Source organism: Rhodococcus sp. FW305-130, assembly GCF_058788335.1.
Map to the genome: position 1 here is coordinate 32,787 of NZ_JBYTAP010000001.1, position 23,779 is coordinate 56,565.

The window sequence follows — 23,779 nt, forward strand, 5'->3', positions numbered from 1 at the left end:
GGGCTACAGGTCGCGCGCCAGTGCTCGTCCGGCTGCGCGGCCGGAGAAGATGCAGCCACCGAGGAAGGTCCCTTCGAGCGCGCTGTAACCGTGGACTCCGCCGCCGCCGAAGCCCGCGACCTCACCGGCTGCGTACAGGCCGTCGAAGACACTGCCGTCGGCCTTGATGACCTGTGAATCCAGGTTGGTTTCCAAGCCGCCGAGGGTCTTGCGGGTGAGCAGGTGCAACCGGACCGCGATCAGTGGGCCGTTCTTGGGGTCCAGGATCTTGTGCGGTGCAACGACGCGCACGATCTTGTCTGCCAACAGATTACGAGCACCGTGGATGGCGGTGACCTGGAAGTCCTTGCTGTACTTGTTGTCGACTTCGCGGTCGCGGGCGATCATCTCGCGCTCGATGTCCTCGTAGTCGAGGAGCGGTTCGTCGGTGAGGGCGTTCATGCCGTCGACCAGATCACGAAGGTTGTTGCGCACCACGAAGTCTGCGCCCTTCTGCTTGAATGCCTCGACCGGTCCCGGCGCGCCCTTCTTGATTCGTTCGAGGAGGAGCTTGAAGTCGCGGTTGGTGAAGTCCGGGTTCTGTTCCGATCCCGAGAGTGCGAACTCCTTCTCGATGATCTTCTGGTCGAGGATGAACCACGTGTACTCGTGGCCGCTGTCGAGGATGTACTTGAAAGTTCCCATCGTGTCGAAGCCGGGGAAGTTGGGGACGGGCAGACGCTTGCCGGTGGCGTCGAACCACATCGAGGACGGTCCGGGGATGATTCGGATTCCGTGGTTGGGCCAGATGGGATTCCAGTTCTGGATGCCTTCGGTGTAGTGCCACATGCGGTCGCGGTTCACGATGTTTCCGCCCGCGGATTCGGTGATTTCGAGCATGCGTCCGTCGACGTGTGCAGGTACTCCCGTCAGCATGTGCTTCGGTGCCTTGCCGAGTCGCTCGGGCCAGTTCTTCTTCACCAGTTCGTAGTTGCCGCCGATTCCACCGGAGGTGACCACGACGGCCTGTGCGGCGAACTCGAATTCGCCGATGGGGGTGCGCGAACTCTTCACGCCGCGCAGATCACTGGAAGGTTCGAGGACGGTTCCGCGTACACCAGTGACCGCACCATCGGTGACGACGAGTTGATCGACTTGGTGGCGGTGCTTGAACGTGACCAGTCCGCGCTTCTGGGCGGCGATCACCTTGGTCAGGAAGACATCGACCACGCCGGGGCCGGTTCCCCAGGTGAGGTGGAATCGCGGTACCGAATTGCCGTGTCCAAGAGCCATTCCGCGGCCACGTTCGGCCCAGCCGACATTCGGCATCAGGCGAAGCCCCAGGTCGTGCAGGTACTGACGCTTGTCGCCGGCCGCGAACTCGACGTACGCCTTGGCCCACTGGCGAGGCCAGTGATCTTCGCGCTCACGGTCGAATCCGGCAGTGCCCATCCAGTCCTGCATTGCCAACTCGAGAGAGTCCTTGATACCGAGTCGGCGTTGCTCGGGGCTGTTCACGAGGAAGAGTCCGCCGAGCGACCAGAATGCCTGTGCGCCGAGGTTGGCTGCGTTCTCCTGTTCCACGACAAGGACTTTGCGGCCGGCGCGTGTCAGTTCGTAGGTGGCGACCAGTCCCGCCAGCCCTGCCCCGACAACGATGACGTCAGCTTGTTCGCTCACGACAGCTCCTCTTTCGATTGGTTGTTCTGGATTATTTCGCTGTAGGACAGCAGGATTCGAGTGAAGATATCGCGGCGCAGTGCGAAGGCGGCGTTGGTGTCGGTGTCGACGAGACACTGCACGCTGGTGCCGTCGTGCACTGCGACCAATGCCCGTCCCAACGCAGTCGGGTCGCCGACGATTGTTCGCCCGACGTCGCTGAGTGCGGCCTCCACAATGGGCAACAGGGTGCGAAGGATCGCGTCTTCACGGTCGGCAAGGGCTTTGCGAAGTGCCGGGTTGCGGAGCGCGTGGGCGGTGAATTCCGCGTTGATTCGGTACCACTGCGGGTCGACCGGAACCACCGCCACGATCCGGGCGACAGCGGCATGGATGTCGACGGTGTTACCGGCGGTGATCGACTCCGTCGCCAACCGCAGATCAGCGAGCATTGCTGCAGATCGTTGCTCCCACATCGCGAAGAACAGTTCGTCGAGTGAATCGAAGTTGGAGTAGAACGCGCCTCGGGAGTAACCGCCGCGTTCGCAGATCTGCTCGACCGTGGCGTGCCCGAACCCCGATTCAGAGAAGGCGTCCGCAGCCGCGTCGAGCAGGCGCTGCCTGGTTTGACCACGGCGTTTGGTGACACGCTTGGCCGGCGAGTTGTCCGTTCCAGTCGTCATCGGCGCCTCCGTCGGGGTGGAACCTAAACGATACACCGATGTATCCGATGCGAAGACGTATCTCGATTGGATCTTCTTGGCAGGTCTTTCTATCTATATCTAGCAAATATGCAAGATAGGAAGATATTTGTATGACGACAGCTACAAGTGCAGATCACGCTTCCTGATCGCCGCAGTGGCGACGACGCTGATCGCCGAGGTGGCCACGAGATATCCACATGCCAGCCACGGTGAACCGCCACTGGCGCCAATCAGTGCCGTCAGAATCAGAGGTGTGACGCCGGAGGCGTAGATACCCGAGAACTGGTAGACGACCGACAACCCGGTGTACCGGATTTCTGTGGGGTAGAGGCTCGCATACAGCGTTCCCTGAGCGCCGTAGAACAAGGCATGAATCACTCCGAAGACCACGACCATCGCGACTCCGAAAAGCAGGAGATTCTCGGTACCGAACAGTGCGAAGGCGGGGAAGATCGCGAGGCCGTACGCGGCGATGCCCACGATGTAGACCCGTTGCGGGCCGAACCGATCAGTGAGTAAACCGGAAAACGGCAGCAAGATCGCCATCACTACTGCGGCCACGGTGACCACAAGAAGTACGGGAACCTTTTCGAAATGCAGAGTCTTGGTTGCATAGGTGATCGCGAAGACGCCCCAGGTGTTGAACGCGGCGCCCTCGCCCCAGCGAGACAACATGCCCAGTACGGTGTTTCGCGCGGCTTTTCCTTGAAAGACTTCCCTGAGCGGGGCGGACGAGCGCTGTTCGAGGTCGCGAACGGCCTGAAAGGCGGGCGTCTCGTCCACCTTCAAGCGGACCACCAACCCCACGATCACGAGCACCAGGCTCAGGACGAAGGCGATGCGCCAGCCGAAACGGAGAAACTGGTCGTCGTCGAAGACTGTTTGAAGCAGCGCGAACATTCCTGTGCCCAATGCCAACCCGAGAGCCAATCCGATCTGCGGGATGCTGCCGAACAGTCCACGCTTCTTCTCCGGACTGTGTTCGACTGCCAAGAGAACAGCTCCGGCCCACTCGCCACCGAGAGCGAATCCCTGCAGGATACGAAGCAGCAGAAGCAGAATCGGTGCAACGACTCCGATCTGAGCGGCGGTCGGAAGAACGCCCATCAGCGCCGTCGCGATACCTATGATGAACATCGTGAGAGCAAGCGTCTTCTTGCGCCCGATGCGATCGCCGATGTGACCGAACACCACTCCACCGATGGGGCGAACGAGAAAGCCGACTGCGAAGGTCGCGAAAGAGAGCATGGTCCCGACGAACGAACTCTGGTTCGGGAAGAACAGTTGGTTGAAGACCAGACTCGCGGCCGTTGCGTAGAGGAAGAAGTCGTACCACTCGACCGTCGTGCCGAGCAGGCTCGCGGCGACGACGGTTCTCAATCTGGATCGCCGCTCGTCGTGGGTCTCGTTCGAGAACGGTGAATTGTGCTCGACTTCGGCAAACGTGGTCATCGGAGCCCCCGGGTCGCGGTGCAAATTCACGAAGGTATCGCCGGCGCCGAAAGTGGGCACCCCTAGCGATCAGGGTGATTTCAACCCTGTTCTTCGAGGTGGACTGTGGTTGTAATGACAGAAGAGTTCTGCCTGTACGTCGACGAAAGGAATCACCGTGTCACTGCGCTTCCACTGGTTCTTGCCTACTTACGGTGATTCCCGGAATCTGATGGCGGGTGGGCACGGCAGCTCGATGTCCGGTGATCGTCCGGCGACGCTGAAATACCTCAATCAGATCGGCGCGGCCGCCGAGACGAACGGCTTCGAAGCCGTCCTCACGCCCACCGGCGCGTGGTGCGAAGACGCATGGCTGACGACGGCGATGATGCTCGAGACCACCGAGACACTCAAGTTTCTGGTTGCTCTGCGCCCGGGATTGCTCAGCCCCACGCTTGCCGCTCAGATGGCCGCAACCTTCCAATGGCAGTCGGGCGGTCGTCTGCTGCTCAACGTCGTGACCGGCGGGGAGGACCACGAGCAGCGCACGTTCGGTGACTTCCTCGACAAGAACCAACGGTACGCACGATGCGGCGAGTTCCTCGGCGTGATCCGCCAGTTGTGGTCCGGTAACGGTCCGGTTGATTTCTCCGGCGAGTACGTCAACGTGGAAAAAGCTACGCTGCAGCGTATTCCGGATCCGGTACCGCCCATCTTCTTCGGCGGATCTTCGCCGGCGGCCGGCACCGTCGCATCGCGCTACGCGGATACCTACCTCACCTGGGGTGAGACGCCGTCCGCTGTTGCCGCCAAGATCGCCTGGATCCGCGACCTCGCGGAAGTCCAAGGTCGTCACCTCGACTACGGAATCCGTTTGCACGTCATCAGCCGGGACACCTCGGAACAGGCATGGGCAGAAGCGGATCGGCTGCTCAGTGCGCTCGATCCGGCGACCGTCGAGCAGGCTCAGGCGAGTCTTGCGCGATCCGGCTCCGAAGGTCAGCGTCGGATGCTCGAATTGCACGGCGGCGGTTCGGCTTACAAGGAGGGCGTCGGAGCGAGGTCGCTGGAGATTGCGCCGAACCTGTGGACCGGCGTCGGATTGGTGCGAGGGGGAGCAGGTACCGCATTGGTCGGTTCGCACCAAGAAGTGGCTGATCGGATTGCCGAGTACGCGGCGATCGGACTGGATCACTTCGTATTGTCGGGCTATCCGCATCTCGAAGAGGCGTATCAGTTCGGTGAGGGTGTGCGTCCGATCCTCGAAAAGCGTGGATTGGTAGCACCGCACGGTTCGGTCGGCGGACCGGTGCGAACGCCCTTCGTCTCCAGTGGGAACTGAGTCGAAAAGCTAGCTCTTCGAGAAGGGGACGTTTGTCCCGATCTTTCGGGCATGCCCTCCCGGCGGGCAATTGGGCCATTTCGGGCGCTAGATCCGATCTAGGCTGCGCACTGTTGCCGAACTCAAGGCGCAGTACGAAAGGATCCTCGATGAAGCTGGGCACGAGTGGAGTACGTCGCGTAGTGGGAACCGTGGCAGTCGCCGCTGCAACCGCGGCAGGCGTCGCGATGGTCAATCCTGCGACTGCGTCGGCCGAGGTGGTCCCGCCGGTCGTCTCGTACAAGGTGACCGGAAACGATCTGGCACTGACGATCACGAACAACAACACGGGAATTGCCCCGTTGTGCCAGGCGTTTGTCGTCAACGCCGCGGATTCTGCTGCTGTGCTTGATGATCCGCTGAAACTGCTTGATCCGAACCTTGTGGTGTACCCCAAGATCACCGATCCGGCCTCGCTGTTCGACGTGGGCAAGGGGCAGACGGTCACCGATACCGTGACCGATGTTCCGGACGGAACCTACGCCGTGCTCGGTGCCTGCTCCGATCTTCTCGATCTCGAGACGTTGGGTAAGCCCGTTACTGGCGTGCCGAGCCTCGTTGTCATCGGTGGACCGTTCAGCGGCATCAATACCGGAAGCCTGAGCGACCTGTTCGGTAGCGGCGGCCTCGAAGGACTTTTCGGGTAGCTCACTGTCTGTCTCCCCAATTTTCCGACTGAACGGTCTATTCTTCATGCATCTGGTGATCTGACCGACTTGCCTGGAGGTTCGGAAATGCGAAGTCGTGGATTCAAACGCGCTCTCGGAAGCATTGTCGCGGCGTCGGCCGCCGTCGTGGGACTGGTTGTCATGACTCCGGCGACGGCGTCGGCAGCACCGGCGATTCTTCCGCCTCCGGTATCGGTGAGCGCAGCGGACAATGCGATCACCTTCACCATCACCAACCCGAACCCGCGGTTCAGCTTCATCAACTGCACGGTGGCGATCCTCAATGCCAGGGATGTCCCCGACGTGATTCGCGATCCGGCAAAGCTGCTCCAGCCTGGCGTGTTGGTGTACCCGACCGTCAGTAACATCCTCGATCTGTTTGCCGTTTCGCCTGGGCAGACGATCACGCGGACCGTCGGTAATCTGCCGGCCGGGGTTTACGCCGTTGCGGGAGCATGCGTTCGACTGCTCGATCCGACCAACCCCACTATCGCGATTCCGCAGGCAGTTGTGGTCGGCGGCTGGTTCGAGGGCGCGGGAACCGGAAGTCTCTCAGGATCTTTGGAGGATCTGGGATACAACACGGTTCAGGACTTGATCGACGCGTGGAATCGGATCAGCTCGGGAAGCAGCGGCGGTAGCTTTCAGTTCGAGTACCAAGGTGGCTCGGATTTCGAGGTAGTGGGTCCCACGTCGTAGTAGGTGCAACTCACTTGCGTGCACGATGACGCCGCACCGCGTCGCGGTTCGCGCACGTGGGGGAGCAGTACCGCTGATTGCCGTTGCGGGAGGTGTCCGCGTAGATGTTGGTGCACTCGTCCAGGGTGCATCGACCTAATCGGTGCATGCCGCGGCCGACGAGGTGTAGCGCCGTGCCTACCGAGAAGAGTGCCTTGAGGACCTCGGCGAGCGACTGTTGGGGATCGCGGTAGTGCAGATGCCAGCCGTCGTTCGCGTGGTTGGTCATGCGCGGATACGCCGACGCTTGCTCGAGCATGACGTTCACCAGTTCGGCGCGGGCTGCCTCCTCCGTGACGTCGACGATTTTCGACCACTCGATCAGAAGGTCGAGGGTCTCGTCGAGGTCCTTCTCGGCGATGGGGAAATCGAGAATGATGCCTGCATCGACGCAGCGTTCGACGAGTTCGGCCAGGGTCTCGGGGTTTCGATTGGCCAGGTCGGCGGCCAGCGTCACCGCATATTCGCCGTAAGGGTTGAGATGCACAATGCCATTACATCATGCTCGTTGCATGAAGAAAACAGAGATCACGCCGATCGGTTGCATCCATCGCTGGGAGGTCGAATCCCGGCACCGAACCAGCGAGGGGACGGTCACCTACCTGCGCTGCCATTGCGGGTCGTGGCAGACCTTGCTCGCCGAGTGGATGTCGGGTGGGGCAGCCTCGGCCGTCGCCGCACCGATAAAGGTCAGGTCCAGGTAATGATCAGCTAATCGTTCCGTTTTACCTCCGGCGACATGGAACGTGTTCTAGATTCAGGGTTATCTGCCTCGATGTCGCGGCGCGGACTCTGAAAGGAAAGACAATGCAGTTCAATCTTGCTGACATATTCGAGACCGTTGCCGGCTCAGTCCCTGATCGCGTTGCATTGACTTACGAGGGAGAGAACTTCTCCTACTCTCAGTTGGATGCGGAGGCTAACCGAACGGCCAACCTGTTCGCGCAAGCTGGCATCTCGAGCGGCGATCATGTAGCCCTGTTCCTGAAGAACAGCGTCGAACACGTCACGTCGATCCTCGGGTTGATCAAGATCCGTGCGGTCCCGATCAACGTGAACTACCGGTACACACCCGCGGAGCTCGAGTACATCTTCACCAACTCCGACTCGGTCGCAGTGGTCGTGGAACTCCCCGAGCATCAGCGTGTCCTTGCTTCCCTCTTCGGTGCATGCCCGAAGGTGAAGACGGTGATCGTGATCGGCGAGATCGACGCCGAACTGGTCGCCGCAGCAAAAGCGCATGAAGTTTCTGTGGTTTCGTTCGACGACGCTCGTGAACAGTCGCCGGTGGGGGAGTTCGACGCTCGTTCTGGCGACGACGTGTACCTCCTCTACACCGGCGGGACCACCGGATACCCGAAGGGCGTCATGTGGCGTCATGACGACTTCTTCCGTAAGCCGCTCTCCGGCGGCAATCCGTACGGTGAGGGAGCGCGGCACGACCTCGCCGAGATTGCCAGTGCTGCAAAGGAATTTCCGGAACTCTCGTTCCTCATTGCTGCCCCGCTGATGCATGGCGCCGCGTTGTACTCGCTGTTCACCTTCCTCACCCTCGGTGCGCGAGTTGTTCTACGACGCGAGTTCGACGCGGAGAAGGTCGTCGAAGCGATCGAGAAGGATTCGGTACAGGTGATCTTGATCGTCGGCGACGGCATGGGACTGCCGTTGGTCGACGAGATGGAACGACGCAAAGACGAGGTCGATTTCAGCACCCTGTTCTCGATCACCTCGGGTGGCGCGATCTGGTCCACCAGTGTGCGGGATCGCATGCTGGCGGTGAAGCCGGACCTGCTGCTGCGGGACAACTTCGGAGCCTCCGAGTCCGGTAACGACGGCGCCTTCTCCATCGACGAGGCGGGCAATCTGCGAATGCCGCCCTCGCCGAACATGATTCTGGTCGACGAGCGCCTCGAAGAGATTCCAGCGGGCTCCGACGACGTGGGCTACATCGCGCGCATCGGAAACGTCCCGCTCGGGTACTACAAGGACGAAGAGAAGACCGCCCGCACGTTCCCGACCCGCGCCGACGGCACCCGCCTTTCGGTGCTCGGCGACATGGGCAAGGTGGAAGCAGACGGCACCATTGTCTTCCTCGGCCGTGGCTCGCAGTGCATCAACACCGGTGGCGAGAAGGTCTTCGCCGAAGAGGTCGAGGCTGCCCTTCACGCACATCCGGCGATCTCCGACGCGCTCGTTGTCCCAGCCCCCGATGCGCGCATGGGGCAGCAGGTCGCAGCGGTGATCGCGACCTACCCCGGATCCGACGAGCTGACTCTCGAAGCGGTACAGGAACATTGCCGCAAGACGTTGGCCGGATACAAGGTGCCGCGCACGATCGTGCTTGTCGATGAAGTCAAGCGAACCCCCGCCGGTAAGGCGGACTACCGCTGGGCGACGACACTGGCATCGACCTAGCGGCGTGGAATGGGCGACGACGATCTTTCACACGGATTTCACCACGACATAAGAGACATACCGGAAAGATGGTGCAGAGTAAGTCGTTCGCGCCTTGCGTCGTCACTCCACGAAAGGGCCTTGTCTCATGCTCATCATCGGAATACTCCTGTTCGGGATCGTCATCGGAGCGGGAGCCCAGCTGATTCTGGGGAAAACGACCGCACGAGTGGACTGGACCTTCGCGTTCATCGCGGGAATCGGTGGTTCGCTGGTCGGCGGATTGCTCGTGAGTTTGATTGCAGGCGACGGATTATCGTTGCGCCCGAGCGGCATCCTCGGGTCCCTTGCCGGCGCTGTCATCATCACCGCGGGGTGGCAGTGGTACCGCGGGAGGAACGCAACAACAACTACGCGTCCGTCTGATCGCTGATTTCCACAGTTCCGTCAGGGGACGGAGAGCGTCGACATATGAACGAACTACTCGATGAAGTCCTCACCGCACATGGCGGAGTCGAACATTGGCAGTCCGTTTCAGCGATCACGGCGCGGGGACGTTTGGGCGGTCTGCTGCCCCAGCGCTTCCCAGGCAACAAGTTGGCGAAGTTCACGGTCGAGGTTGAAGTCGCCGAGCAACGCACTGTCCTCCAAGACTTTCCGCGTGTCGGCGAGTGCGCTGTGTTCGACAAGGGCGTCGTGCGGATCGAAACTCGTGACGGCGAAGAACTCGGGAGTCGAACCGACCCACGTTCAACGTTTTTCGGGTTGAGTGGAGTCCGGCGCAACCTCCACTGGGACGCACTCGACACCGCTTACTTCGCCGGCTACGCCTTTTGGAACTATCTGACGGCACCGCTGCTGCTCGCCCGCGACGACATCACTGTCACCGAAGCCGAACCTTGGCAGGAATCCGGGCAGCAATGGCGACGACTTCAGGCAACATTCGCGCCGGCGATCGAGACCCATTGCCGGCAGCAGACCTTCTATGTCGACAACGGTGGCCTCATCCGCCGTCACGACTTCGTCGCCGAACCGGTAGGCAGCTGGGCGAAAGCTGCTCTCTACTGCGACCAGCATCGCGAGTTCGACGGTCTCACCTTTCCCACTCGACGACGGGTGCTCCCGAGGGGCCCAGGCGGCCGCGTTCTCTCGCGGCCGACGCTCCTGGCGCTCGACTTCGACGACATCGAGATCAAGCGATGAAAATCGGTTCTCGGTTACCTGTTGTCGAGTGTGAACAAACGGAACACGGTCCGCATGCACAGAACGACGCCGACGAAGCCCAGTACCGCACTCACGAGTGCATAGCCCGACAGCTGAGGTGTGAGTTGTGGTCCGCCAGGTACGAACAGCAGGATCGCCGCGACAATCAGCGCGGTCACTCCCGCCGCCATACCCAGGGCGTTGTTCGCCGACCGTCGTAGCCATCGCCTGTCGTCGGGGTGTGCGACCGAGCGAGTGCGAAGTGTGAAGCTTCCCGACGCGATCGAGGTCGCGATCTGGTCGAGCTGACCAGGCAGGCGCCTGACCACCGCGGTTGTGACCGCCGTCGTCGACAGGATTGCCTGCGCGGCTGCAGTCGGGCTGGCGACCTGGGTCAACAGTCGGGGTACTTCGGCCCGAACAGCAGCGACGAGGTCGATCTGAGGATCCAGGAGCCGGAGGGCGCGCTCCAAAGACGCGAGCGAACGGAAAGCGGCGGCGACGTCTCCCGGCACTCCGATTCGGTGTTCTCGAAGCACGGTGAACATTCGCGCGAACGATGCCATGGAAACATTGGGTTGGACACTGAGCAGGGTGATCTCTCGGCCCACCTGGTGACGTAGCGCTCCGCGATCAACTTCGGGCGGTACGTCGAATGCCATCAGCATCGCGTCGACTGTCGCCACCGGATCACCTGCGAGGGCAGCGTTGAGGAGCACGGCGAACAAGACCCGTGTCTCGCCGTCCAGAACCCCTACTGCGCCGAAGTCGAGGAGCCCGACCCGGCCGTCATCGAGGATCATGATGTTGCCGGGGTGCAGGTCCGCGTGAAACACCCCGTGGACAAAGATCCCGTCGAGCAACGACGCAAGAAGTTCGTTGGCGACGCTGCTGCGGGTGTCGCGGTCGATGCCGGTGAGCGCCGAATCACCGTCGGAGAGCGGTGTGCCGTGAAGACGTTCCATCACGAGCACCCGTCCGCTACTGAGGTTGGGGTAGATATGCGGAACGACGATATCCGGGCGGTTCGACATGGTGGAAGCAATCGCGCCGGTATTCGCTGCTTCGGTGCGATAGTCGAGTTCCTCGAGCAGTGACGTGACGAGACCGCCGGCGAGTCGGTGAACGCCGATATCGCGTGCCCAGGGAAAACGGGTCTCCGCGCGGGATGACACGCGAAGGAAGATATCGCAATCCACGCTCACTTGTGTGCTCGCCTCGGGGCGTTGAACCTTCACCACAACGTCGACGCCTTCAACGGTGCGCGCGGAATGTACCTGTGCGACAGAGGCGGCGGCGAACGGCTCCACATCGAACCGCGCGAACACCGACTCTGGTGCGTCGCCGAGTTCCGATGCCAGTAGCTCCGCGATACGGTCGGGATCAGCCGGGCGTGCCGAACTTTGCAGAGAAGAAAGGGTGCGAGCCAACTCGGGTGGTATGAGGTCGTCTCGCGTGCCGAGGATCTGTCCCAACTTGACGAAAGTGACACCGCACCGGTTGATTACTTCCACCAGTGCGTCCCCGAACTGAGGCGCTGACGGCCCAGCACGGAGAGCTGACCCGCCTCCCGCTCGCACGACGATGCCCGTGATCTGGACGTACCGCTTCGTTCGGCGCCACGATTTTCGGCTGCGCCGCAATGCTTCCGACGGACCTGGTAGGGATCCTGTAGGAACGACGACTTCGAGGAAAACCAATGCGGCCAGGCATGCTGCGAACACCCATAGCGCGACAACTCCGAAGAAGATGAGTGCTGTTCCCACGCTCACCAGAAGTTGATCGTCCGGGCCGGCAATTCCTGCAAGTGTTGCAACGTATCCCGACAGTGGAACCCCCACCGAGAGTGCTATCACCGCGACCGCAAGGGTTCGCGGCCATCCGACTCTCGTCCCCAGCGTTCGTCGCATCACGCCCGCCAGTGCTGCTGCAAGAAATGGCGTCGTGACGATCCAGACCATCAAGTCCATTGCGATAGCGTACGGGTTCGCAATCTGCGATACATCCAGGAAAACCCCGAGCCCACCCCGACTGACGGGTAACAAGCCCGACAGTGTCCAAGCGTCGAACATGCTTGGGCACTTCGGTGTTCATTCGCTCCGATGGCGACTCGTCCTGATCGGCTGTCCAGAAGAAGATATCGAGGCCGCCGTGAGGAAACAATCACAGGTACTTGTGCATGCCTTGTCTCATTCATGACCGCGACGGTGCCTCCCGTGTGGCGGGGTGTCCGGGCTCTCGAGAACCGACGTACGAATCTCGGCGGTCAGTGTCCGAGGAAGTCGACTACTATCGGGGTGAATATGTTGTGGTACTGGAAGATTCCGCCGTGCCCGGAGTCGGGGTAGATGATCAGTTCGGAGCCGGGGATGCGTCGTCGTATATCTTCCGAAAGTGGGGTGGGGACCATTCGATCGTGGTCGCCGTTGACGATGAGCGTCGTGGCGGTGATTCGTGACAGATCGGAAGGGGCGGAACGGCCGTATTTCTTGATGGCGTCGAGTTGTGTTCGCAATATCCCGATTCCGACGGTCTTGTCGCGGTCGACGGTGCGTTCGTGCAAGCGCTGTATGAATTCTTTCGCGGCGGTCTTACCCGCGGCGTTGCGGTTGAAGAACAGAAATTCCTTCGGGTCCGCTCTGACCAACGTCGCGCGCAGAATATCCCGATATGTCAGTCCGGCAACCTTGTCGATGTCTTTGCCTCCACGTGGGCCGGTGCCGGTAAGCACGAGCTTGCGGACCAGGCCGGGGTGCGCGAGAACTAGATCCTGGGCGATGAAGCCCCCCATCGAGAACGTGAAGAGATCGACGGTGTCGAAATCGAATGCCGAAATGAAGGTGTAGGCGTCCGCTGCCATCGCTTCGATCGTGTCGGGAACCTTCCCGGATGATGCGCCGACGCCGACATTGTCGAACGTGATGACGTGACGGTTCCGGGCGATCGCGTCGATGATGCGGAGGTCCCAGTTGTCGAGGTTGGCGGCGAGGTGAACGAGGAAGACGACGGGGATGCCCCCTTTTGGTCCAAGTTCGCGGTAGGCGTACGTCGTTCCGCCTGACGTGACGGTCTTCGTCGGCGCTGACGCGTAGGTGGCGCCGACGGGGTGGTTCGAGGTGCTCATTCGAATGATCTCCGGGGGTGGGTCAGTGTGCGGGCAGGGTGATGACGGCTTTGCCGCGGATACCGCCCTTGGCTAGTGCTGCAAGCGCTTCCGGTGCTTCGTCGAATGGGTGAATTCTCCCGACGATCGGCCGGATGACGCCGTCGTCGACGAGTGTGGCGATGCGGCGAAGTTGGTCACCGCTTGCGCGCATGAACAGAAATTCGTAGCTCACCCCTGCCTTTGCGGCCTGTTTGCGGATCTTGCGACTCAGCGCCGCTATCGCAAGACGCATGATGGGATTCAAGCCGGCGGAGCGGGCGAAGGCTGAGTCCGGGGGGCCTGCAATGCCGATTGCCAGTCCACCCCGCCTGAGCACGCGAAGAGACTTCTCGAGGTTGTCGCCACCCAGGCTGTCGAGAACCACGTCGTAACCGTCGAGCAGTTGCTCGAAATCCTGGTTGCGGTAGTCGATGACGACATCGGCGCCGAGTCCACGAACGAAGTCCGAGTTGGAACTGCTCGCGGTCGTGGCGACCGTCGCCCCGAGGTGTTTTGCGAGCTGAATGGCGATCGACCCGACCCCGCCGGCACCGGCGTGGATGAGAACCTTCTGTCCCGGTTGAACATTGGCTCTCTCGACGAGTGCCTGCCATGCAGTGAGTGCGACGAGCGGTAGCGAACCAGCTTCGACAATGTTGATCGATGTCGGCCGCAACGCCACGTCGTCCTCGTGCACCGAGATGCGCTCGGCGAAGGTTCCGATGCGCCCGTCCCGGGGACGGGCGTAGACCTCGTCGCCGATTGAGAATTGACGAACGAGGGCACCGATCTGAATGACTGTGCCTGCCATGTCGTGTCCGAGCGTGAGCGGAAACGAATAGTGCAGCAACTGTTTGAACTCACCCGTGCGAATCTTCTCGTCGAGCTGGTTCAAGCCGGCCGCCTGCACCTTCACAAGCACGTCATGATCGCCGACAGCGGGTTCCGGCGCCGTCGTTTCCTGCAGAGGTCGTTTGTATCCGGTGAATGTGAGTGCTCTCATGGCTGATCTCCTGTAGCGCTTGTAGATGGTGTCGGGACGGGAGTACTGCCTCCGGCGGCAAGGAAGTCGAGAACTGCCGGGACGAAATCCTGGTGGTGTTGGAATATCCCGCCGTGCCCTGAACGCGGATAAATCGTCAGCTTCGAATTCGGGATGCGCCGCGCGAGGTCAGCGGAGTGATCACTCGCGACCATCAGATCGTTGTCGCCGTTCGCTACGAAGACGGGTTGGGTAATGCGAGCCAGGTCGTCGGGTGCCGCCTTGCCACCGCCCACGATTGCTTTGAGTTGGGCGACTCGTGCCTGCATCGAAATGCGCGTGTCACGATCGACTGTTCGTTCGGCGAGTCGCGCGAAATAGTCATCGGCGGCGCTTTTTCCCTCGTCGGTGCGTGGGAAGAACAAGAAGTGTCGGGCGTCTTTACGAGCGAGGGCGGCTTTGAGGTAGGCGAACCCGACGATCTTGCCCATCTGGTCGACCCCGCCGGCACCGCGAGGTCCGGTGCCGGCCAGCACCATTCGCCGGACCAGAGTCGGGTCGTGCAGGGCGATCATCTGGGCGACTGCACCGCCGAGGGAGAACCCGATCAGGTCGACGGTGCCATGGCCGAGGGCGCGAATGAACGCAGCCGCATCCTGGCCCATCTTTTCGAGGTCTGCAGGTACCGCGGTGTCGGTTGCTCCTACGCCTCGGTTGTCGAACGCGATGACGTGGTGATTCTCGGCGATTCCGTCGATGATGCGCGGATCCCAGTCGTCGAGGACGGCGGCGAAGTGGTGCAGGAACACCACGGGCACGCCTCCCGGGGTGCCGAGTTCGCGGTATGCATAGTTCACGCCGTTCGCGTGCACGGTTTTCGTCCGGACGGTTTTCCAGGTGGGCGTGTTGGACGGTGCGTCGTGGTGTGTCGCCATGTCTGTCCTTCCGAAGTGGTGAGCGTGGCCCGCGAGAGAAGCCTTTATATTATGATCATACTATTATGATCGTAAGGCTATCGGATACAATCGGGTGAGGCAAGGGCATGGAGGGATCCTGACATGGCGAGATACGACACTGAACACAAAGCGCAGACCCGCGCTCGCGTGGTGGACGCGGCGGGGCGACGCCTCAAAAAGGATGGGATCGACGGGTCTGGCGTGAGCGCCTTGATGTCCGATGCCGGACTGACCAACGGTGCGTTCTATGCGCACTTCTCGTCCAAGGACGAACTCGTCGCGGTGGTGCTGGCTGATCAGTTGGCGACGCAACTCGACACTCTTCGGGGACTACCCGACGACGGTCAGGCATTGCGGACTTTCATCGAGAGCTATCTGTCGGCGAGTCATCGTGATCAACCAGAAGTCGGATGCCCATCGGCTGCGCTACTCGGTGAGATCAGTCGCTCGAATAGCATTGTGCAGCAATCATATACAGATGGTTTGGAGGCAATGATCAGTGTCGTCGCCGATCGAACTCGAATCAAGGGGCGCGTTGCTGCGCGATCAGTTGCTATCGGGGTGATGTCCATACTTATTGGGGCACTTCAACTGTCGCGGTCAGTGTCGGATCCGGGACTCTCCGACGAAATTCTCTCTTCTGGTCTCGTGAATGCCAGCCTCTTGCTCCAGGCATGACGTGTGGCGAGACTTCGCACCGTTCAGTCGGGCGTAAGTCGCGTCGGTCGGTCTGCAGAGCCGGTCCGGAGAATACTCACAGGGGACATGACGGTGGTCAACCCTGTTTTTGTCTCGCGAGCATCAGTTCGCAGACAGGCCGTGCCCTGTGAGCACGCTCACGGCCTGCTGCGACGGGAACGCGACTGTCGACCTGAATTTATCCGCAATCGATATGGGAGGGCTTGTGGGAGTCTGGGGTCCGGGAAACTTTGACAGTGACACCGTCGCGGATGGGCTGGGGGCCCTGACCGGTCGAATCGTGGACGACATCACTGCCGAGTTCGAAGACGATTCGAGTCTGGAGCCGGATGAATGGGGCGGGGAGATGGTGCCGGCGTGGCTCGAGATCCTCACCGATATTGCCCAGACGAAACGAGTCGGTGTGACCTTTCCATCGACGCAAGTGCTGATCGACTGGCGCGATCGATATCTGCGCGTGTGGGATGGCTACATTGACGAACTCGAACCGGACGAGGATCACAAGGTCGCTCGACGTGCAGTGCTCGTCCATACCTTCGAACAGGCGGTTGCCCTCGCAGCCGAGCGGGAACCGGCATAAACCTGGTGCGGCCGCGCTACTGACCATAGATCCGTCAGTTCCCCGGTGGAACGACGGTGAACGTGAACCCTCCGGAAGTCATTGCGTTGGCTTCTTCGAACATCGAACAGAGAGCTTCGGCGGCGTCGGTCGCCAATGCTCGGGCAGCGCTGGGGGTTCGACCTCGGGCCGTCACTGCGAGCCCAGGTACGTCCGCATCTGTGATCGTCAGATCGGACTCGTAGTCGGAAGCACTGCCACCGAGTATCTGCGCGAGGAGATGGTCTTCGTCCACCACAGACCTCCCGCCACGACCAAAACGGCGGCGGCAACGGCCACCATTACCTGACCGCGGCGGTCGGAGAGGAATGTTCTCATCTGTCAGTTGTACCGCCTTGGCCAGCTGATTGACCGGCTTCATCACTACCTTGTCGGCGGCTGGTCCGCGAGATCACGTCCGCTTCGCGTCGTCATGATTGCGGACGAACTTCATGAGTCGGGGAATTACCCGATCAGGTATGTGTCCCAGGATTCCGTGGCCGGTTCCGGCATAAATCTCCACTTCGGCTTCAGGTACAAGATCAGCTAACCTCGCGGCCACCTGCTCGGGGCTGGAGACCACCGTCTCGGCGCCGGAGATTACGAGCATGGGAACCGAGATCGACTGCACTTCTGCATCTTTGAGCATTCGTGCCCACCCGACACCGGGCCGGTAGTTCAATGCCTCTGTAACCAAAGCGAACTCGCGATCGCCGATGACGTACCCGGGGGACAGCCAATCGTTGAGCTTGCGAATATTTTTGTCGGTGCGGCGCATACCGGCGCGGATCATCTTCAGCAGCACACGCCACGAGGGCTTGTCGAAGACTCCACCCGGTTCGATTAGGGTCACACTCGCCAGTCGTTCAGGGGCGTGCAGTGCTACGAGAACGGCGTGCCACGCACCATGCGAGTAGCCGACCAGGTGGACGCGATCGACCCCGAGTTCGTTCAATACCTCGCCCACCCAGGTGGCGAAGTCGGATTCCCCGGTCAATGGAGCGGTCTGCACACTGCGGCCTGCAGTACCGATCGTGTCCAGCGCATAAACGACTCGGTCCCGGCACAGGTCCTCGATGACGATGTGCCATTGCAGACAATTGGCGCCGACTGCGTGCAGCAGGACGATCGGCGTCTCCGTGTCGGTCCCCGACCTACGGACATGGGTGGTTCCGAACGATGTCGGCACGTCGAGTTGTGTCGACGGAACCGGCCAGGTGCCCTCCAGTTCTCGGTAGATGCTCTCGTACGCCTGCTTTGATGCTTCGTTCTTGAATCGTCCGATCTTCGGCATGAGCCTCCCTCTCGCTGCATTCAATTTTGATGGTATGACCGTATCACTAATGCGGTACGTGCGTATCATTAACGAGTCAAAGTCATCCATTCGAAAGGGGAAGGACAGCCTCATGCCGCGACTGGTCGACCATGAAGTGAGGCAACGGGAGATCACCGATGCGGTGCGGCGAGTGATTGTCGACGGTGGGCTCGCGGCGGTGACATTTCAGTCCGTTGCTGCCGAGGCTGGGATTTCGGTGCGACTTGTGCAGTACTACTTCGGCACGAAGCGGGAATTCCTTCTCGCGACGCATCAAGCTGTGCGTCAGGATGCGGGTGCTCGCTTGATGCAGGAGTTGTCTGTTCTTGGCGCGGAAGCGACACCCCGCGAGGTTATTTCAGCGTTCCTTATCGGCATGCTCCCACTCGATCGACAACGTCGGGAGGAAGCGATTGTTCTCGGTGCCTTCCACGCTGCCGCACTGACCGGACAAGGAATCGCCGCCGAGGAAACCCTCACTGCCCCAAGAGAGTTGACAGCGCTCATTTCCGGCCAGCTTCAACGAGTGACCAATCGGGACGCGGTTGCGCCGTCAATGGATCCCGACCTCGACGCCGAGCTCATTCTGGCGGCTGTCGCCGGGCTCGCCCAGGGGATGCTTCCCGGCTACGCCACAGCAGAATTGGCGGCCCAGTTGGTTGAGCGTCTCCTCGATCGCATTCTCGGGCCGACGAGACCTCAGGCCACGAATGAACCCGAAGTCGGCCGCCGTTAGTATTCCGGGATGTCTCCTGTGAACCCAGCGCTCGCCGGCCGGGTGTTTCCCTCGTCTTCGTACCTTGTCGGGCGCGAGAAGATTCGCGAGTTCGCTCTGGCGGTGCGTTCGAGCAATCCCTTGCACCATGATGTCGGTGTCGCCAGGGAGGCCGGGTTCGTCGATGTCATCGCGCCGACAACATTCACAACCGTTGTCCAGCAACGAGCGATCATGGCACTGCTGCGCACACCGGATACTGGGCTCGATCCGACTCGTGTGGTCCATACTTCCGAGAAGATCGAGCATCAGCGTCCGATAGTCGCCGGCGATGACCTGTCTACGACACTGACGATTACAGGGGTGACAGTGCGAGCAGGCAGTGCGATCCTGTCGACAGTTTCCGAGATTCACGACGTGACCGACGCTTTGGTCGCAACGGTCACCTCGACCCTGCTGGCGCGAGGAGAAGGCGCATGACCGTACCCGCCGTGCCGGTTTTCGAAAACCTCGTCCTTGGTGACATCGTCGCGAAGGTTGATCTGGTCCTCACTCGTGATGACCTAGTTCGCTACGCCGGTGCCTCCGGCGACATGAACCCGATCCATTTCAACGACGCAATCGCTGCTGCGGCTGGGCTACCGGGAGTTCTGGCGCACGGAATGCTCACTGCCGGAATTGCTTTGCAGGTCATCGTCGACTGGGTTGGTGACCCGAGCGGTGTGATCTCGTATGAAACCCGCTTTACTCGGCCCGTCGTAGTCGATGCCGTCGATGGTGCTGATCTCTCCATCGCTGCGAAGATCGCGCGGATCGACTCCACAACGCGGACTGTGCGTATCGATGTCACCGTCATGCACAAGGGCCAGACGGTTCTGGGAAAGACTCAAGCGCACCTTCAGTTCCCGGGCGCCTGACAGGATTGCGGGCTGTCACTGGTCACATCGGGACCTACGCATCCGGGCGGGAGATCAACTGCATTGTGGCGCAGCACTACCGGAAAGACACCAACAGCTCGTCCGACGCTTGCATCGGTGCGTATCCGTCGGCGATGACGCGCCGACAGCCGTCGAGTTCGACGGTGAGTAATCGTTCCTCGTTCGTAGGACGGTCCACGTAGATCGTCGATGCCACCTCGGTGGCCACCGCGTCACAGTCGGGAGCGGGTGGAAGTCCGTCGAAGGTTTCCGTCGTAGACGATGTGCCTACGAATTCGGTGGCGGAGAATCGGCAGAAAACGCTGCCCGCCGACAGCGATGCCAGCGCCGCGGTACCTGTTGTGGCTGGTCGGTAGGCCGGCCGGCAATGCGACAGTTCGTAGATCTGGTCGTCGGACAACGCTATTCGGTGTTCGGTACTGCCGACCGGTGTCAGTTCCTTGATGGCGGCCAGGCCACCGGGTTTCGGTAGTCCACACGAATCGGAGGGATACCCCGGCCGAGTTGCTCGGCCTCGATCGTCGACCAACCAGAATTGGTCCAGGACAGCCAGGCTGTAGTCGTCACCGCAGCCTTCGGGGAACCAAGTCTTGTGCGCGGACGAGCGGTTCAGCATTTCCACCGCCCGACTGAAATCGCCCTCCCAACGATGAGCAGAGAAGCTGACGGTTCGGTCGGCTGCCACGTTGTCGCTGACATACGGGTCGCACGTGACTGCGGCGACGGGTACGAAATCGTCTGGAACCGTCGCCGTTGATGTCGTCTGGAGCGGGCCGATCGGATACGGGGTCGCGCACCCCAGCGTCTCGGCGTCGACTATTACGGCAACTGGTCGATCGGGGATGGTCACGTGCCAAATGCCGGCAACAGCGAGGATGACGATCACGACTGCGAACCAACGCCAGAGCATGAGCACACCGTATCGTTCCCGATGTGCGCCGAGCGGGAACAGGCCTAGTCCTCCGCTAACGCCGACGTCCTCGCATCCAAATTGAGTGGATCCAGGTCGCGGCTCGCAGATATGGTCCACTGGTGACGCATCCGAATGGCCGAAACGACAGTCCGATCCTGGTGATTGGTGCCGGTGTCGTCGGCGCGTCGATCGCGTATCACCTGGCGCGCATTGGTCTCCGAGTCACGGTGCTGGACCACGGCTCGGTGGCAGGAGGGGTGACCGGCAACTCCTTTGCCTGGGTCGGCCTCTCGAAGAGTGCCGCAGAAACTTACTCAGATCCGTTCCGGCAAGGCGCTGCAGTCGAATTCGACCGCCTGGAGCGCGAACTCGTCGAGCCAATCGGTTTGCGCCGCAGAGGCGCGATCACCTGGGAAGAGACGGAAGCGGAGACTCGAGCGTTCGTAGATGCTCATCGAGCACTCGGCCATCCCGTCGACCTCATCGGTAAAGAGGAAATCCTTGCTCGTGAGCCGGGATTGCGGACGGCCCCCTCGGTCGCAGCGTACGCGCCTGATGACGGTGGCGTTGACCCGGTTGCGTTCGCTCGATCGCTCCTGCGAGGTGCCGAAGAGTGCGGTGCCACAGTGTATTCCGATGTCAGTGCGCGCGGGGTGCTCACGGAGGGCATGAGAGTGTACGGAGTAATGACTGCCGACGGTCCCGTCTACGGATCGGCCACCGTGCTCGCTGCGGGTACCGCGATCCCTGGACTCGCGGCGTCGGCGGGAGTCGACGTCGAGGTCGACGCCTCCCCGTGTTGCCTCATCAGATTCTCGACGCCCCACCCATTGGTGAACGGAATACTGTCCTCTCCGGATTTCGAGATCCGGCAATTGGACGACACGACACTGATTGCGGCTGAAGATGTTCCGGCCGGGTTCTCCGGAGATGCTCGTGAGCTTGCGGGGCCGACGCTGCACGCGATCCGCAGTCAGCTCGTGGACGGTGACCAAGTGGAACTGATCGAGGCGGTAGTCGCTGACCGTCCCATCCCGCGTGGTGGCCGCCCGCTGCTGGGCTTCGCCGAAGGCGTGTCGGGGCTCTATCTGGCCGCGACGCATCCGGCGATCATTCTGGCCGGAGCAATTGGAGCCCACGTGGCCGGGGACTTCGCCCGAGCGTCGAGCCTGGACGGTTAGACGACGATGCCGGAGCCCGGTTCGACAAGGTCGAGCCGATATTGCGGTTCCTAGTTCTCTCTAGGACACGCGCTAGAGAGCGGGATATTCGTCTACTCGGCTTGTACCGTCGATGGGCATGGACCCCGTGCGCAATCCGTATGCCCCCGGTGCCGGTCAACGCCCGCCGGAACTCGCCGGGCGCGACAAGCAGATCGACGCCTTCGACGTCGTTCTCGAGCGAATTGCGCGTGGCCGCCCGGAACGAAGTGTTGTCCTCACCGGCTTGCGTGGCGTCGGCAAGACCGTCCTGCTCAATCAGTTGCGTTCGGCCGCGATCTCCCGAAGTTGGGGGACCGGCAAGATCGAGGCGCGCCCCGATCAGGATTTACGACGCCCACTCTCGTCGGCGCTGCACATGGCAGTCCGAGAGATCGCGGTCTCCCATCGCGATCCCGAGCGGGTCGAGCAGTTCCTCGGAGTCCTCAAATCGTTTGCCCTACGCGCCACTGCGGACAAGGGAATGCGCGAGCGCTGGCAACCAGGCATCGATGCACCCGCGATCAAGGGTCGGGCAGACAGCGGCGACATCGAGATCGACCTCGTCGAGTTGCTGCTCGACGCGTCGTCGCTGGCCAGGGATGTCGGCGTCGGGATCGCCATCTTCATCGACGAGATGCAGGACCTCGGTGCCGCGGATGTCTCGGCGATCTGCGGGGCCTGCCACGAGTTGAGTCAGGACGCGGCACCGTTGATCGTCGTCGGGGCGGGGCTTCCGCATCTGCCTGCTGTGCTGTCGGCGTCGAAAAGCTACTCGGAGCGCCTGTTCAGCTACCACCGGATCGATCGGCTCGAGCGGGAAGCTGCAGATCAGGCACTGATTGCGCCTGCCGAGCGTGAGGACGTCGAGTTCACCGAATCTGCGCTCGACGCTCTGTACGAAGCGGCTGACGGGTACCCGTACTTCGTTCAGGCCTACGGAAAGGCCACGTGGGATGTGGCGGCGTCGAGTCCGATCACGGCAGAAGACGTGCGCGTCGGCGCGCCGACGGCTGAGGAAGAACTCGCTGTCGGCTTCTTCGGATCACGGTACGAGCGAGCAACGCCCGCGGAGCGTGAGTACATGCGCGCCATGGCCGATCTCGCCGGTGACGACGGACCCGTCGCAACCGCGAAGATCGCCGTCGAGTTGGGGCGCAAGCCGGCTTCCCTGTCGCCGGCACGCGATGGACTGATCAAGAAGGGACTGATTTATTCGGCAGAACGTGGGTCCATCGGATTCACGGTTCCGCACTTCGGCCGATACCTGCGCGGACAAGCGGAGTGAACGCGCTCGAAACCGCGTGGGATCGGGTGGCGGCGCTCAGTCCCAATCCGCCGGCGTGGGTGGTTCAACTGGCCGCGTTGATCGCCGTGATCATTGTTCTCGAACCACACCTGTGGCGGATCGCCCGCAACGTCGTCACCATCGCACACGAGGGCGCTCATCTGATCGTCGCCGTCCTGGTCGGTCGACGGCTGAAAGGTCTTCGCCTGCATTCGGATACGTCGGGTGTCGCGATTTCGTCGGGCAAACCGACCGGCTTCGGCGTCATTCTGATGACGTTCGCGGGGTACGTCGGACCGTCGATTCTCGGACTCGGCGCGGCCGGGTTGTTGGGCGCGCAGCGTGCGGTCTCGGTGCTGTGGATCGGCGTATTCGTGATCGCGGTGATGATGGTTCTGATCCGAAACCTCTACGGAGTCTTCTCACTTGCCGTGGTGGGAGCCGTGTTGTTCGGACTCGTCTGGTGGGGGACCCAGGAGCAGCAGGTGGCTGCTGCCTACTTCTTGACGCTCTTCCTGCTCTTTGCCGGACCGCGCCCGGTCGTGGAACTTCAACGGCAGCGAATGCGGCGAGGCGGGGCACCGGACTCGGACGCCGACCAATTGGCCAGGCTCTCACCGATACCCGCGATCGTCTGGGTCGGTTTGTTTCTGCTCGTGAACGTCGCGGTGCTCGTGCTCGGCGGATGGTGGATCCTGCGCCCGGTGGGTGGCTGACCGCATTGATCAGTTGTCCTGACGGGACAATGGATCAACGATTATTGATGCTCCGCGGACGTAGTCATCGCGTGAAGGCGCTCATATCATGGAAGTCGACGAGTGGTCGCGCCGGGACTTCCCGCGGCCACACCCGCAGCGACGAAGACCGTCGACGA

The 23,779-nt window shown here is 61.6% G+C and carries 26 protein-coding genes; 15 read left to right on the plus strand and 11 right to left on the minus strand.

Translation table 11 applies throughout. The features are described from left to right. Positions 1-3: 3 nt before the first annotated feature. The 3 genes from AC3WQS_RS00160 to AC3WQS_RS00170 form a co-directional block, all read right to left on the minus strand. Positions 4-1,659, minus strand: coding sequence for an FAD-binding dehydrogenase (locus AC3WQS_RS00160; RefSeq protein WP_019745556.1), 1,656 nt, complete (start codon positions 1,657-1,659; stop codon positions 4-6). Next, on the minus strand, positions 1,656-2,321 hold the full coding sequence (locus AC3WQS_RS00165; protein ID WP_031330767.1) for a TetR/AcrR family transcriptional regulator: 666 nt from the start codon (positions 2,319-2,321) through the stop codon (positions 1,656-1,658). Before AC3WQS_RS00165 ends, AC3WQS_RS00160 begins: the two co-directional genes overlap by 4 nt. Positions 2,322-2,462: 141 nt before the next feature. Next, entirely contained in the window at positions 2,463-3,794 is a 1,332-nt protein-coding gene (locus tag AC3WQS_RS00170; protein ID WP_492712627.1) for an MFS transporter, read from the minus strand. A gap of 157 nt (positions 3,795-3,951) precedes the next feature. Here AC3WQS_RS00170 and AC3WQS_RS00175 point away from each other — a divergent pair, with 157 nt between their 5' ends. From AC3WQS_RS00175 to AC3WQS_RS00185, 3 genes are all read left to right on the plus strand, one after another. Beyond that, positions 3,952-5,115: an LLM class flavin-dependent oxidoreductase gene (locus AC3WQS_RS00175; RefSeq protein WP_472795606.1), complete on the plus strand. Its 1,164-nt coding sequence runs from the start codon at positions 3,952-3,954 to the stop codon at positions 5,113-5,115. Between the two features lie 149 nt (positions 5,116-5,264). Next, complete coding sequence (locus AC3WQS_RS00180; protein WP_492712628.1) at positions 5,265-5,801, plus strand: hypothetical protein; 537 nt, start codon at positions 5,265-5,267, stop codon at positions 5,799-5,801. Between the two features lie 87 nt (positions 5,802-5,888). After that, positions 5,889-6,521: a hypothetical protein gene (locus AC3WQS_RS00185; RefSeq protein ID WP_003940176.1), complete on the plus strand. Its 633-nt coding sequence runs from the start codon at positions 5,889-5,891 to the stop codon at positions 6,519-6,521. Positions 6,522-6,531: 10 nt separating this feature from the next. On the opposite strand, the gene AC3WQS_RS00190 is transcribed toward AC3WQS_RS00185, so the two are convergent. Next, positions 6,532-7,047 carry a CGNR zinc finger domain-containing protein gene (locus AC3WQS_RS00190; RefSeq protein ID WP_003940315.1) on the minus strand — a complete coding sequence of 172 codons (516 nt, stop codon included), beginning with the start codon at positions 7,045-7,047 and terminating at the stop codon, positions 6,532-6,534. 25 nt (positions 7,048-7,072) lie between these two features. Here AC3WQS_RS00190 and AC3WQS_RS00195 point away from each other — a divergent pair, with 25 nt between their 5' ends. The 4 genes from AC3WQS_RS00195 to AC3WQS_RS00210 all read left to right on the plus strand — a co-directional run bounded on the left by AC3WQS_RS00195 (position 7,073) and on the right by AC3WQS_RS00210 (position 10,157). Continuing rightward, entirely contained in the window at positions 7,073-7,264 is a 192-nt protein-coding gene (locus AC3WQS_RS00195) for a hypothetical protein (protein WP_021331840.1), read from the plus strand. A gap of 103 nt (positions 7,265-7,367) precedes the next feature. Continuing rightward, entirely contained in the window at positions 7,368-8,975 is a 1,608-nt protein-coding gene (locus tag AC3WQS_RS00200) for an AMP-binding protein (RefSeq protein WP_492712629.1), read from the plus strand. 127 nt (positions 8,976-9,102) lie between these two features. After that, the gene (locus tag AC3WQS_RS00205) at positions 9,103-9,387 is read left to right on the plus strand and encodes a hypothetical protein (RefSeq protein WP_003939785.1); all 285 of its coding nucleotides are present in this window, start codon (positions 9,103-9,105) and stop codon (positions 9,385-9,387) included. Between the two features lie 38 nt (positions 9,388-9,425). Then, entirely contained in the window at positions 9,426-10,157 is a 732-nt protein-coding gene (locus AC3WQS_RS00210; protein ID WP_492712630.1) for a hypothetical protein, read from the plus strand. Positions 10,158-10,171: 14 nt separating this feature from the next. On the opposite strand, the gene AC3WQS_RS00215 is transcribed toward AC3WQS_RS00210, so the two are convergent. From AC3WQS_RS00215 to AC3WQS_RS00230, 4 genes are all read right to left on the minus strand, one after another. Continuing rightward, on the minus strand, positions 10,172-12,127 hold the full coding sequence (locus AC3WQS_RS00215) for an ABC1 kinase family protein (RefSeq protein WP_492712631.1): 1,956 nt from the start codon (positions 12,125-12,127) through the stop codon (positions 10,172-10,174). 296 nt (positions 12,128-12,423) lie between these two features. Then, positions 12,424-13,281 (minus strand): alpha/beta fold hydrolase, encoded by an 858-nt coding sequence (locus tag AC3WQS_RS00220; RefSeq protein WP_492712632.1) that lies wholly within the window; start codon positions 13,279-13,281, stop codon positions 12,424-12,426. A gap of 22 nt (positions 13,282-13,303) precedes the next feature. After that, positions 13,304-14,305, minus strand: coding sequence for an NADP-dependent oxidoreductase (locus AC3WQS_RS00225; protein WP_020909317.1), 1,002 nt, complete (start codon positions 14,303-14,305; stop codon positions 13,304-13,306). Next, positions 14,302-15,219 carry an alpha/beta fold hydrolase gene (locus tag AC3WQS_RS00230; RefSeq protein WP_205906937.1) on the minus strand — a complete coding sequence of 306 codons (918 nt, stop codon included), beginning with the start codon at positions 15,217-15,219 and terminating at the stop codon, positions 14,302-14,304. The genes AC3WQS_RS00225 and AC3WQS_RS00230 overlap by 4 nt, the downstream gene beginning before the upstream one ends. A gap of 123 nt (positions 15,220-15,342) precedes the next feature. Between AC3WQS_RS00230 and AC3WQS_RS00235 the strand changes: the two genes are divergently transcribed. Then, a complete protein-coding gene (locus AC3WQS_RS00235; protein ID WP_020909315.1) occupies positions 15,343-15,918 on the plus strand; it encodes a TetR/AcrR family transcriptional regulator in 576 nt (191 codons plus the stop codon). Positions 15,919-16,219: 301 nt separating this feature from the next. Continuing rightward, the gene (locus AC3WQS_RS00240; protein ID WP_257207901.1) at positions 16,220-16,519 is read left to right on the plus strand and encodes a DUF4259 domain-containing protein; all 300 of its coding nucleotides are present in this window, start codon (positions 16,220-16,222) and stop codon (positions 16,517-16,519) included. Positions 16,520-16,553: 34 nt separating this feature from the next. Here AC3WQS_RS00240 and AC3WQS_RS00245 read toward each other — a convergent pair whose 3' ends face one another. Continuing rightward, complete coding sequence (locus AC3WQS_RS00245; RefSeq protein WP_041815312.1) at positions 16,554-16,793, minus strand: hypothetical protein; 240 nt, start codon at positions 16,791-16,793, stop codon at positions 16,554-16,556. Between the two features lie 156 nt (positions 16,794-16,949). Beyond that, entirely contained in the window at positions 16,950-17,831 is an 882-nt protein-coding gene (locus tag AC3WQS_RS00250) for an alpha/beta fold hydrolase (RefSeq protein ID WP_020909312.1), read from the minus strand. 112 nt (positions 17,832-17,943) lie between these two features. Between AC3WQS_RS00250 and AC3WQS_RS00255 the strand changes: the two genes are divergently transcribed. The 3 genes from AC3WQS_RS00255 to AC3WQS_RS00265 are packed head-to-tail and all read left to right on the plus strand — an operon-like array spanning position 17,944 to position 19,484. Further along, the gene (locus AC3WQS_RS00255; RefSeq protein ID WP_020909311.1) at positions 17,944-18,588 is read left to right on the plus strand and encodes a TetR/AcrR family transcriptional regulator; all 645 of its coding nucleotides are present in this window, start codon (positions 17,944-17,946) and stop codon (positions 18,586-18,588) included. A 9-nt stretch (positions 18,589-18,597) separates the two neighbouring features. Next, positions 18,598-19,047: an FAS1-like dehydratase domain-containing protein gene (locus tag AC3WQS_RS00260; RefSeq protein ID WP_019745537.1), complete on the plus strand. Its 450-nt coding sequence runs from the start codon at positions 18,598-18,600 to the stop codon at positions 19,045-19,047. Further along, on the plus strand, positions 19,044-19,484 hold the full coding sequence (locus AC3WQS_RS00265; protein WP_020909310.1) for a MaoC/PaaZ C-terminal domain-containing protein: 441 nt from the start codon (positions 19,044-19,046) through the stop codon (positions 19,482-19,484). The genes AC3WQS_RS00260 and AC3WQS_RS00265 overlap by 4 nt, the downstream gene beginning before the upstream one ends. Positions 19,485-19,560: 76 nt before the next feature. Here AC3WQS_RS00265 and AC3WQS_RS00270 read toward each other — a convergent pair whose 3' ends face one another. Then, positions 19,561-20,415, minus strand: a complete 855-nt coding sequence (locus tag AC3WQS_RS00270) for a hypothetical protein (RefSeq protein ID WP_205906935.1) — start codon at positions 20,413-20,415, stop codon at positions 19,561-19,563. 122 nt (positions 20,416-20,537) lie between these two features. On the opposite strand from AC3WQS_RS00270, the gene AC3WQS_RS00275 reads away from it, so the two are divergent. From AC3WQS_RS00275 to AC3WQS_RS00285, 3 genes are all read left to right on the plus strand, one after another. Next, entirely contained in the window at positions 20,538-21,599 is a 1,062-nt protein-coding gene (locus tag AC3WQS_RS00275) for an NAD(P)/FAD-dependent oxidoreductase (RefSeq protein WP_408988634.1), read from the plus strand. Positions 21,600-21,717: 118 nt separating this feature from the next. After that, complete coding sequence (locus AC3WQS_RS00280) at positions 21,718-22,905, plus strand: ATP-binding protein (RefSeq protein WP_007729973.1); 1,188 nt, start codon at positions 21,718-21,720, stop codon at positions 22,903-22,905. Beyond that, positions 22,902-23,621, plus strand: coding sequence for a M50 family metallopeptidase (locus AC3WQS_RS00285; RefSeq protein ID WP_003940327.1), 720 nt, complete (start codon positions 22,902-22,904; stop codon positions 23,619-23,621). The genes AC3WQS_RS00280 and AC3WQS_RS00285 overlap by 4 nt, the downstream gene beginning before the upstream one ends. The last annotated feature ends 158 nt before the right edge of the window (positions 23,622-23,779 follow it).